The 12,199-nt window shown below is 41.1% G+C and carries 8 protein-coding genes and 1 tRNA gene; 7 read left to right on the top strand and 2 right to left on the bottom strand.

From position 1 onward, the window contains the following. The first annotated feature begins 4 nt into the window (after nt 1-4). The 5 genes from IPH84_18615 (at nt 5) to IPH84_18595 (ending at nt 8,665) form a co-directional block, all read left to right on the top strand. Nucleotides 5-1,036 carry a SusE domain-containing protein gene (locus IPH84_18615; protein ID MBK7175178.1) on the top strand — a complete coding sequence of 344 codons (1,032 nt, stop codon included), beginning with the start codon at nt 5-7 and terminating at the stop codon, nt 1,034-1,036. 114 nt (nt 1,037-1,150) lie between these two features. After that, the gene (locus IPH84_18610; protein ID MBK7175177.1) at nt 1,151-2,713 is read left to right on the top strand and encodes a SusF/SusE family outer membrane protein; all 1,563 of its coding nucleotides are present in this window, start codon (nt 1,151-1,153) and stop codon (nt 2,711-2,713) included. A gap of 266 nt (nt 2,714-2,979) precedes the next feature. After that, a complete protein-coding gene (locus tag IPH84_18605) occupies nt 2,980-4,665 on the top strand; it encodes an alpha-glucosidase C-terminal domain-containing protein (protein ID MBK7175176.1) in 1,686 nt (561 codons plus the stop codon). Between the two features lie 56 nt (nt 4,666-4,721). Continuing rightward, nucleotides 4,722-7,862, top strand: coding sequence for a beta-phosphoglucomutase family hydrolase (locus IPH84_18600; protein MBK7175175.1), 3,141 nt, complete (start codon nt 4,722-4,724; stop codon nt 7,860-7,862). A 161-nt stretch (nt 7,863-8,023) separates the two neighbouring features. Then, nucleotides 8,024-8,665: a uridine kinase gene (locus IPH84_18595; GenBank protein ID MBK7175174.1), complete on the top strand. Its 642-nt coding sequence runs from the start codon at nt 8,024-8,026 to the stop codon at nt 8,663-8,665. A gap of 39 nt (nt 8,666-8,704) precedes the next feature. Here the strand turns inward: IPH84_18595 and IPH84_18590 are convergent, their stop codons facing one another. Both IPH84_18590 and IPH84_18585 read right to left on the bottom strand, forming a co-directional pair. Beyond that, a complete protein-coding gene (locus IPH84_18590) occupies nt 8,705-10,261 on the bottom strand; it encodes an Rne/Rng family ribonuclease (GenBank protein MBK7175173.1) in 1,557 nt (518 codons plus the stop codon). 278 nt (nt 10,262-10,539) lie between these two features. Continuing rightward, nucleotides 10,540-10,824 carry an integration host factor subunit beta gene (locus IPH84_18585; protein MBK7175172.1) on the bottom strand — a complete coding sequence of 95 codons (285 nt, stop codon included), beginning with the start codon at nt 10,822-10,824 and terminating at the stop codon, nt 10,540-10,542. A 201-nt stretch (nt 10,825-11,025) separates the two neighbouring features. On the opposite strand from IPH84_18585, the gene IPH84_18580 reads away from it, so the two are divergent. Both IPH84_18580 and IPH84_18575 read left to right on the top strand, forming a co-directional pair. Beyond that, nucleotides 11,026-11,098, top strand: a tRNA-Phe gene (locus IPH84_18580). 164 nt (nt 11,099-11,262) lie between these two features. Beyond that, a partial coding sequence (locus IPH84_18575; protein ID MBK7175171.1) for a site-specific integrase occupies nt 11,263-12,199 on the top strand: 937 nt, incomplete at its 3' end.

Here is a 12,199-nt window from a genome sequence, read left to right as displayed (position 1 = left end):
CGATATGAAAAGCAAATTAATCATATACTTGGCTTTCCTTGGAATGATCAGCCTTTTTGCCAGCTGTGAAAAGGATGGTGACAAGGTCGTGATGTTAACTGACCCTGCCGCACCAACCCTTCAAACTCTTCCTGACCTGACACTTACAAGGGCTAATGGGACTAATATCCTTACTTTCGTTGGAACCCCTGTAAATCCTGGTTTCAATGCTTCAGCCAATTACTTCCTGGAAGCTTGCGTTACCGGAAATAATTTCGTTGATGCTGTTACCTTATATACTGGTGTAAAAAATACCGAGATAAAAATTTCGGTTAGCGATTTGAACGGGTTACTTCTAAAGAAACTTCCAGCAGATCAGACTACTTCTGTTGATTTTAGAATTCGTTCTATCCTGGTTGTTGATGCCGGCACTGGCGCTCCAGGTACAGGTTCAGATCCAATGGAATACACTTCAGCAGTTGTTACTGCAAATGTATCCACTTACGGGTTACCCCGCCTTGAACTCATAGGCTCAGGAATGGCCCAGAAAATAGAGTCAGCCCTCGGAGATGGTGCATATTTTGGTTTCGTAAAACTGGATGTTACCCAGCCTTTCACCCTGAAAGATCCTGATGCAAACATTACATATGGTGCCAGTGGGGCATCTCTTGCTGTGAATGGTGTTGGAATAACTCCTCCTTCCAATGGCTGGTATCAGTTATCCGCAAATACTACAGCTCTTACCTATAGCCTCGATCCTTATATGATCGGACTTGTTGGTTCAGCCACTCCAAATGGTTGGGATTCCCCTGACCAGAAAATGGATTACAATCCACAAAATGGTTCATGGAATATCACTATTGACCTGGTGGTTGGTGAAATCAAATTCAGGCTGAATGATGGCTGGGCATGGAACCTTGGCGGAACACCAGAAAAACTGGAGCATAATGGTCCAAACATTGCCATTTCTGAAGCAGGTAACTATACCATTTCAATGACAATCACCGATCCAACTCCTGGTACAGAAGCCGGAACTTATACCCTTGTTAAAAACTAAAACAGCATTTGAAGGATTCATTGGGAGTCCAGGATTGAATCCCAATGAACCCTTCAATACTGAAAATAATCGTTATAAAACAGATTATTGAAACCAAAATTTAACTCATTAAACATGAAAAGAAAGTCCTTATATAAATTATTGTCCATCCTTGCCATTGCGACTGTATTTTTCACCGCATGTACCAAGGATAATTCGGATGTACGCCTAGATCCGAAACTTTCAACAGCTCAGGTCATTAACGTTTCTGCACATGAAGCTACAGTGATTGGATTCGTTGTTGCTTCCGGTGATGGCTTTACTGAAAAAGGGATCTGTTATAATACGGCTCCGGCACCTACCACTTCAGAAAGTAAAATGGTGTATACAGGGGAAAATACAACCGCTACTTTTTCTGTAACACTCATAGAACTTGACTATGCAACTACCTATTATGCCAGGGCCTACGCCATTAACGCAATGGGTACCATGTATGGTGAAGAGTTTACCTTTACCACTTCTCCGATTGCACCAACAGTTACCACTGCAGCTGTTACTGGAATTACCGGTACCACTGCAACTACCGGTGGGAATGTAACAGTTACTGGTGGCGCTGACATTACTGCCCGTGGTGTATGCTACGGCCCTGATGCCAACCCCACTGTAGATGGAAGCAAAACCTCCGATGGTACAGGTGATGGTGAATTTGTAAGTGCTCTCTCCGGATTGTCAGGACTTACCACTTATCACGTTCGCGCTTATGCTACCAACAGTGCAGGTACATCCTACGGTGAAGATATTGAATTCACTACCCTGGTTTCTGTTCGCAATTGGTATGTACCTGGTAATTACGTTGCAGCCTCCTATCCGGGACTTGGAATGAATGATTGGGATCCTGCTACTTCACCACAGATTAAGAGCACCGAAGCTTCACCTGAGAATGTTGAAGGTTACGTCTATATGGCTAATGGCACCAATGAATGGAAAATAGCAACCAAACCTAACTGGGACGGACCTAATTACGGCGCCGGTGCTGCTGCTGGAACGCTTGATGCCGATGGTGGAAATTTCAACTCTCCTGCAGGATACTATAAAATCAATGTTAATCCAACTGCCCTTACTTACACAGCCGTTGCAACCTCATGGGGAGTAATTGGAAGTGCCTCAGCCAATGGTTGGAATGATGAAACTGCTCTCACTTACAATCCTGGTCTCCAGACATGGAGGGGCGGAATCCACCTTACAGCCGGTGAATTCAAATTCAGGGCCAACCATTCATGGGATTATAATTACGGAAGTACTGCAGCAAATTCAACTCTTGATGGTGGTGGAAGTAATATTCCTGCTACTGTTGAATCAGATTATTACTTTGTCCTTGATCTAAGCCATCCTCATGCTTACACCTACCAGGCAAACAGGTGGGGACTCATTGGAGATGCAACCCCAGGCGGATGGAGTGATGACACAAACCTGACATGGGATGAAACCGCTCAGGTGATGAAAATCACTGTTGCTCTTACTGTTGGTAGCATCAAATTCAGAGCCAATGATGATTGGGCCATCAACCTCGGAGGAGATTTAAATGCTCTTTCCCAGGACGGTGCCAATATTTCAATCGCTGAAGCTGGTACCTATGCAATTACCCTCGACTTAGGTAAGGCTGCACCATCTTGCACGATTACTAAAATGAAGAAATAGATTTAACACATTTAAAAAGGGGCTATTCACAAATTCGTAAATAGCCCCTTTTTTCCTATTTATTCAAACCGCCTCTACAGGGTTAGTATTTATTTATTGACTAAAAATATGCTTCCCTAAGTAATTCAGGATTGGAACTGAGCCTCTCTGGACAAATCATTATTAACTCACTATCCAGGTACCACTCTTTCCATTTATTTCGCTGCCGATTTTATTTTAGGAATAGTTAACTCAATTATCCCTGCAATTATTAAGCTGCTATTACTATGCTACAACGTGAGGTATTATTTGACATTTGGGGCGATCTATATCCGGATGTGTCCTCCCGGATTCTTGAGAATTATTTACATACCTTGCATCCTTATCCAAAAGAAAGCAACCACAATGGAGAACATCTGGATTGGTATAAAGATGCTATTGTGTATTCCTTATATGTTGATCTGTTTAATCACGACTTCCAGGGAATCACTGAAAAATTAGACTATATCCATGATCTGGGCGTCAATTGTCTTTGGCTTTTGCCTATCCTGGATTCACCCATGCGGGATGCAGGTTTTGATATAAGTGATTATTTCAGCATCCGGAATGAACTCCTCGGACCTAATGATAAAAATCAATACAAGATATTTGGGCAACTTCTGAAAGAAGCCCACAACCGTGGAATCAAGGTAATTTTTGATATTGCTATGAACCACACTTCCGACCAGCACTACTGGTTTAAGGAAGCGAGGAAATCTAAATCAAATCCTTATCGCAATTATTATATCTGGGGGACTGATCCATCTTCCTATGATAAAGCACGCATTATTTTTAAAGGGATTGAAAAGTCCAATTGGGAGTTCTGCGACGGTGAATACTATTTTCACAGGTTTTTCAACTTTCAGCCTGACCTGAATTATAGAAATCCGGAAGTACTCTTATCTATGTGCCAGGCATTACTTTTCTGGCAGGATATTGGCGTGGATGGTTTCAGGGTTGATGCAATTCCCTATATCTGGAAAGAGGAAGGTACAGAGTGTGAAAATCTTCCACAAACCCACCTGATTGTAAAATTTCTTCGGGCTATCCTGGATTATATGAAACCCGGCTCATTATTATTAGCCGAAGCTTGCCAGCAGCCTGCTAAAGTGGTGGAATATATGGGTAATGGCGATGAGTGCCATGCAGCCTATCATTTCCCGCTGATGCCCAGGATGTTTAAAGCGATTGCCCAGCAAAGCGGTAACCCTATACAGGAAATCCTTAGTCCGGCAGTAACTCCCACTTTACCCCCTAGCGGGCAATGGTTCACCTTCCTCAGATGTCATGATGAACTTAGTCTTGAACTGGTCTATGTAACTGAAGAAGAACGAAAATTTATTCATGAAAATTATTGCCTCGACCCTAAATGGGATTTTCGATTAGGAGAAGGGATATCAGCAAGGTTATCTGAATTATTGAACAGGGATCCACGCAAGATTCACCTGGCTTATTCATTGATTCTTACCTTACCCGGAACACCGGTAATATATTATGGTGATGAATTCGGGAAGCTGAATGATGAAGCCTATTACAATGAAATGATTCATCTTACGGGTAAAGATGATACCAGGTTCCTCGTACGAGGCAAAATTGATTGGAACCAGCTCGAAAAAGAACTTGCAGATCCTCTAAGTTTTAGCAGCTCAGTGAATGTGAAACTAAAAAAGATGCTCAAAACAAGGAGGCAGTATAAGGCGTTCGGCAGAGGAAGCCTCACTTTTAGCAATCTTAGCGGAAATAGTGCAGGAGCTATTCTTGCCTATCAAAGGGAATTTGGGAACGAGAAAATTCTTGTCGTTCATAATATGACAGATCAGCCTTGTGATCTTCAACTACCTGCAACTTTAACCTCTGGTAAGGAATTACTTCAACAGTCATGGTCCTCAAAAATGACTATTGAGCCATACGGATTTAGGTGGATTTACTCCTGAAAAGTAAAAACTACCGGAAACACTTTATTCTTATACGATTTAACATAACCTAAGATATGTCAAAACTGAATTTCGACGCAGTAATTTTTGACCTGGATGGTGTTATCACTCAAACAGCCCTGGTTCATAGCCGGGCCTGGAAGAAAATGTTTGATGAATATCTGCAGGAGCGTGAAAAAAAATTTGGTGAGCCGTTCAGCGAATTTCGGTCAAAAGAAGATTATCTGCCTTATGTTGATGGAAAACCGAGATATGAAGGGGTAAAATCATTCCTTCTTTCAAGGGGGATAGAAATTCCATTCGGTACACCTGACGATAAACCTGAATCAGAGACAGTTTGCGGACTTGGAAACCGGAAAAATATTGCCTTCAATGAAGTTCTGGATAAGGAAGGTGTCAAAGTATATGAATCTACTGTGAAGCTGATCCATGAATTAAAGGCAGCAGATATAAGGATTGGGGTAGCTTCATCAAGTAAAAATTGCTTTGCCGTGCTTCAAGCAGCTGGTCTGTTGCCACTTATTGAAACAAGAGTAGATGGTGAAGTATCTGCTGAAATGGGTCTCAAAGGAAAACCTGAACCTGATATCTTCCTCACTGCTGCTAAAAATCTCAATGTAGATCCTTCCCGTTCCATTGTTGTTGAAGATGCTGTTTCAGGTGTCGCTGCAGGCAGAAAAGGTGAATTCGGACTGGTACTCGGCATTGCCAGGGAAGAAAATGAAAATGAACTCTATGATAATGGAGCGGATATAGTTGTTTCAGACCTTGATGAAATCACCATTGATGATCTGGATGTGTGGTTTGATGATGAAGATGGAGAACTGGGCTGGGATATCACCTATAACGATTATGACCCTCAGAAGGAAAGAACCCGTGAGGCATTGCTTGCAATTGGAAACGGATACTTCGGTACACGGGGAGCTATGGAAGAAAGTCATGCAAATAAAGCAAACTATCCTGGAACCTATATTGCCGGATTATATAATCGACTTATCACCCCTATTGCCGGCAAAGATGTTGAAAATGAAGATTTTGTAAATTGTCCGAATTGGTTGCCGATTACATTCAGCATTAATCATGGGGATTGGTTTGATATTAATGATACAGAGATTATCGCTATTGATCGTACTCTGTCGCTTGGAAGGGGTTTGCTGGAAAGACAGCTAACAGTGCGGGATCGTTCGGGTAATGAAACTACCATTATTTCTGAACGTTATGCCTCTATGCATAATCCTCATCTTGCAGGAATAAGATACACAGTCATCCCCTTGAATTATTCAGGCAATATTACTTTCAAAGTAGGTTTGGATGGCGATATCATAAATGAAGGTGTTGATAGATATAAGGCACTGAACCAGCAGCATCTGAAGTCAAAATTTGAAGGAGCCGATGGCAACAGGCAGCACCTGGCAGTTGAAACAACACAATCGGGTATTATTATTGCCCAGGCTGCAGAATATGAATTTTATGAAGACGATGAGCCAATAAAGGTTTATCTGGATTCGGCCATTGCTCCCGGAAAAGTGTTTGGACAGGTTACAATCCCGGTTAGTGAAGGTTCCGAATATGCCCTGGTGAAGAAAGTGGCCATGTTTACTTCAAAACCGGATGATGCCAAAGATCCACTGGATGCCTCAATGAAAGCACTGGATTCTTTTGTTGATTTTGACCTTGCCTTATACGAAAGCGTTGATGCATGGAACCAGATCTGGAATGACATGGATATTATCATTGAGGAAGACCTGGAATCCCAGAGGTTAATGCGTTTGCACCTCTACCACCTGATGGTCTCAATGTCGCCACACAATAAAAAAATAGATGCCAGTATTACCGCCCGTGGTTTACATGGAGAAGCTTACAGGGGACATATTTTCTGGGACGAACTCTTTATTCTTCCCCTTTATAATATGCACCTGACTGCTACTGCCAAATCTATGCTTATGTACCGCTACAGAAGGCTGGATAAAGCAAGAGAATATGCTCAGGAATATGGATACCAGGGAGCTATGTTCCCCTGGCAAAGTGGCTCCGACGGGAGAGAAGAAACGCAGGTAATTCACCTGAATCCTTTATCCGGTCAGTGGGATCCCGATCACAGTTCCCTGCAGCGGCATGTTTCATTAGCTATTGCCTTTGATACCTGGCAGTATTTCAATACAACTGCCGATATCCAATTCATGCAGGAATACGGGGCAGAAATGTTCCTTGAAATATGCAGGTTCTGGGCCAGTAAAGCCAAATGGAATGAAGCATCAGGCAGGTATTCAATTGATAAGGTGATGGGGCCGGATGAGTTTCATGAACAATACCCTGACGCCACTGAAGGAGGTCTCCGTGATAATGCCTATATTAATATAATGACTGCATGGGCTTTCAAAAAGGCAGGGATTATTCTTGATCTGATTGGGAATGAAGCCTTTGGAAAGCTTAGAGATAAATATAACTTCACAAAGGACGAGATTGAAAATTGGCACAAGATTGCCTCTCGTTTGAACCTTTGTATTGATAAGGACGGTATTATTGCTCAATATGATGGCTATTTTGACCTGAAAGAGCTGGATTGGGAGTATTATAAACAAAAATATTCCAATATCTACCGCATGGATCGCATCCTAAAAGCCGAGAATCTTTCTCCGGATGCATTTAAAGTAGCAAAACAGGCAGATATGCTGATGACCTTCTATAACCTGGAAAAGGAAGAAGTAGATGACATCATTAAAGGAATGGGTTATTCGTTGCCGGATAATTATCTTCAAAAGAACCTGGAATATTATCTTAAAAGAACATCTCATGGTTCTACACTCAGTAGAGTAGTGCATTCAAAATTGGCATTACTTGCCGGGAATCCTGAATTAAGTTGGGAACTTTATAATGATGCCCTGTCGAGCGACTTCAATGATATTCAGGGCGGAACTACCGGGGAAGGAATTCATGCAGGTGTTATGGCTGGCACAATATGTATAGCCCTCACAACCTATGCCGGGGTAAATCTGAGTGGAGATATGGTAAAAATTAACCCGCAACTTCCTGAACAATGGCCCTTGATGGAATTCGGTATCCAATTCCGGGGCACCAGGTACTCTTTCCAGATTACCAATGACCAGGTTAAGGTATTAACTGATCAACCGGCACAGCTTGAAGTCTTCGGAAAATCCATTAAAACCACTTCAACTGAAATAAAAGTTCTTCGTTAACCTCGAGAAATTAAGTGGTCCTATCGGATAGACCAGCCAATTTCCAGATTAACCACTTTAGTTCACTCTAGCTCACTCTAGCTCACTCTAGTTCACTTTAGCTCACTCTAGCTCACTTTAGCTCACTCTAGCTCACTTTAGTTCACTTCAAAATAAAACTCATGTTAGGCGACGTATTGTTAATTACAGAAAAGCATCAGAAGGCTGGTGAAATCATCATCAGCAAGATACTCGAACAACCAGTAAAAAAAATGATCATAGGTATTTCCGGTGAGTCAGGATCAGGAAAATCAGAATTGGCGCATGTGATTGCAAAAGGACTCAGGAAACATGGAATTTTTGCGAAACCCTTACATATAGATAATTATTACAGGATTCTCCCTTTGGAAAGAACAGAGTGGAGGAAGTCGAATGGAATCGAAAATGTGGTAGGATATGGTGAATACGACTGGGAGACTATCAACAGGAATATTCGTGAATTCAGGGAAAGTAAATTATCAACAGGCCCCTGTGTTGACCTGGTAACGGAACAGGTGGATCAACTCACCACCGACTATTCAACAGTGGATATGCTTGTAGTAGACGGACTATATGCTATCAAGACGGAAGGTGTAGACCTGAGCATCTTTATTGAGCTTACATACCATGAAACGAAAAAAGCTCAGGTTGTAAGAGGGAAGGAGCCGCAGAATGAATACCGTATGGCAGTTTTAGAGCAGGAACATAAAATGGTTCAAGCACTCCGTTCTAGAGCGGACTTATTGATTACGATGGAATATGAAGTAACAGAAGCAATCAAATAGACTTGAGGACTATTTGCTTTTTGTTGAAGCAGGGCGGGATCACATTTTGATCTCGTCCTGTGTTTTATTAAAGAAGTGATATTCAAGTAAATGGTAAGAATTTACCGGCATAAGGCTGATCCATTTCTTGTATTTAAAATACCATTTCCATTGCAGGGACCTGAATAACCCGCCTTTGGTAAGGAACGCAAAAGCAAAAGGATGAACCCCTATTTTTAAATAAGGCTCGTTTTGATCCTGAAGGAGATAACGGATATTATTTTCAATTTCATCAGTAAGCAGAATGCTTGGCTTTATCTCCCCGGTACCCTCACAGGTTGGGCATTTTTCCAGGATTTGTACATTGGTTTCAGGACGGACCCTTTGACGGGTAATCTGAACCAAACCGAATTTACTTGGAGGAAGGATACTATGTTTAGAGTGATCCTTATCCATTTCATCTTTAAGCTTTGTGAATAGTTTCCTGCGGTTAGAACCTTCATGCATATCAATGAAGTCCACCACAATGATACCACCCATATCACGAAGGCGCAATTGCCGGGCAACTTCAATGGCTGCTTCCAGGTTTACCGAAAGGGCATTCTCTTCCTGGCTGCTGTCGCTATTTACTTTATGCCCGCTATTGACATCAATTACATGTAAAGCTTCAGTATGTTCAATAATCAGGTAAACCCCGCTCTTGATGGTCACTATTTTACCAAAGGAGTTTTTTATCTGTTTATCGATACCAAAGTTTTCATAGATAGGCACTTTCCCTTTATAAAGCTTGACTATATCAAGTTTATCAGGAGCATTGGTCCGGATATAATTTTTTACCTCTTCACAAACCATCGGATCATCCACATGGATATTATTGAACGACTCATTCAGCATATCCCTAAGGATCGCGGAAGTTCTGTCGAGTTCACTGATGATTTTTTGAGGGGCTTTAGCTGTTCCTAGTTTTTGAGCAACGGATTCCCATTTCTGGATAAGGTTGTTCAGGTCAGCGTCCAGGTCGGCAACTTTCTTATTTTCAGCAACCGTTCGAATAATCACGCCATAATTCTTCGGCCTGATACTCATAATGAGCCTTTTAAGGCGGTTGCGTTCTTCGCTGCTCTTGATTTTCTGAGAAATAGAAATCCTGTTGGAGAATGGAACCAGTACAAGGTACCTGCCTGCAAATGAGATCTCTGAAGAAATTCTTGGACCTTTCGTAGAAATAGGTTCCTTGGCAATCTGAACCAATACTAGTTGATTGGAAGAAAGCACCTGGGAAATTTTTCCCGTCTTTTCAATGTCCGGTTCCGATTGGAATTCAGGCATTGTAAGTTGGGCTTCTTTCCCGGAAAGAGCGAGTTTGATATACTTTAATAGCGAATTTACCTGCGGCCCGAGGTCCAGGTAATGAAGAAATGCATCTTTTTCGTATCCAACATCGACAAAGGCAGCATTGAGCCCTGGCATGATCTTTTTGACACGGCCAAGGTAAACGTCACCTACTGCAAAACTGCTATTGGTCTTCTCTTTATTGAGTTCAACCAACACCTTCTCTTCCAGGAGAGCGATATTGACTTCTGACGCGTTAGCGTTTATTATTAATTCCTTATTCACAACAGCACAAATTGCAATTCCAATTATAAAGGCGAGTACACAAACTATAAAAATAATAGAATGTACGAAAACCGAAGGTAAAGGTACTCGAAAAAAATTTCATCACATGAAATAAAACAAATTCCATGTGATGAAATCGCCAAAAGGAATAAGAAAATTATTTCTTCTTGTGTCTGTTCTTGCGTAAACGTTTTTTACGTTTATGCGTTGCCATTTTATGTCTTTTTCTTTTCTTACCGCTGGGCATGATATTGATTGTTTAGAAGAAAATACAGGGATTACTTTACTTTACCCTTCACTTCGTTTACGAAAACCTTTGCAGGCTTAAATGAAGGAATATTGTGTGCTGGGATAATGATAGTAGTGTTCTTGCTGATATTCCTTCCGGTTTTTTCAGCCCTTTTTTTCACTACAAAACTACCGAAGCCCCTGAGGTACACGTTTTCACCATTGGCCATAGCTCCTTTGATGGCATCCATGAAGGCTTCTACTGTCTGCTGGACAGCAACTTTTTCAATGTTTGTTTTACTGGCAATTTCAGTAACGATTTCTGCTTTCGTCATTTTTGTATCGGTTTAATGAATTGATACTAAATTTCTTAAATGGGGTGCAAATATATGAGTTTTTTTTAACTCCAAATATTTAATCGGCTTTTTTTCAGCTTTTAAAGAGATAAATTTGTTTTTTTTTGAGGAATGAAGAAAAATCTAACTTTTGGTATTTGAGATTAAAAAAATATTCTACCTTTGCACTCCCTATCAAATGGTGTCGTAGCTCAGTTGGTAGAGCAACGGACTGAAAATCCGTGTGTCACTGGTTCAATTCCAGTCGACACCACAGGCAGGAACTCAGATGAGTTCCTGCTTTTTTTTCAAATCCTTTTGATAACTTCGTTTGAGAATGGGCAGACATTGCGGTTTAAGTTTTGAAACATCTAATTCCAAAGTTTGCGGCATTTTCTTTCACAAAAATCTCACAAAAAAAAATGAAAGGGAAAGCAAATGAACAGAGCAAAATGTAAGATTATCCTTCGTAAAGATGTCACACGAAAGGACAAAACCAACTCCCTTGTATTAAGGATTCGCCTTAATGGGAAGACCCGGTTTTATAGTTTAGGGCATTCTATACTTCCTACTTACTGGAATGAAAGGGCGCAGGAGGTATCACTGCAGGCGCCTGATAGTATCACATTGAATTCCAACCTCACTAAGGTCCTTACAGACTCCAAAACCATTATTGCACAGGCTAACCTGCAAAGCAAAATCATCAACTCTAGTGCTTTTGATGAACTGTTTTGTAATGATTCAGCAGACAAAAACGATTATTTCGCCTTTGTTGAGGCTGATTTACTACAATTTGGCAACCAGTATGCCAAAGAAACTGTGAAAATGTACAAAAGCCAGTCAAAAAAGCTGAAAGAGTTTAAGTCAAGTTTGCTTTTTTTTCCAGAATTGACTCCGTTTCTTTGGCGTCAGTTTGATTCTTACCTGATAAACAGGGGGAATAACCAAAATACCAGATGGAAAGCATTCAGAACCATTAAAACTTTCATTAACAAAGCAATACAGGAGGGAATAATAGCAGATGATCCTCTAAAAGGAGTGAAAGTTCGGAAGCCTGAGGGTAACAGACAGTTTTTAACTCAAGAGGAACTTAGAGCTTTAGAAAAGCTATACCAGGGATTTTTAACACCAGAATACAAGCGAACTTTAGGCTACTTTTTGTTCTCATGTTATACTGGATTACGTTACACCGAAATCAAGTGTCTGAAGTTCAAGAATGTATTCATCGAGGCAGAAAAATCTTATATTCAGTTTGTTCAGCACAAAACTAGTCAGGCTGAAATCATACCGTTGGCTAACAAAGCCAAAAAACTGATTCCAAAGGATGGTTTTGCAAATCAACCTGTTTTTTATGTCTATGCGAACCAGGTGACAA

This window comes from Bacteroidales bacterium (assembly GCA_016707785.1).
In the GTDB taxonomy this organism is placed as follows: domain Bacteria; phylum Bacteroidota; class Bacteroidia; order Bacteroidales; family UBA4417; genus UBA4417.
The sequence above is the reverse complement of the archived record's forward strand: the minus strand, read 5'-3'. Positions and strand labels throughout refer to the sequence as shown.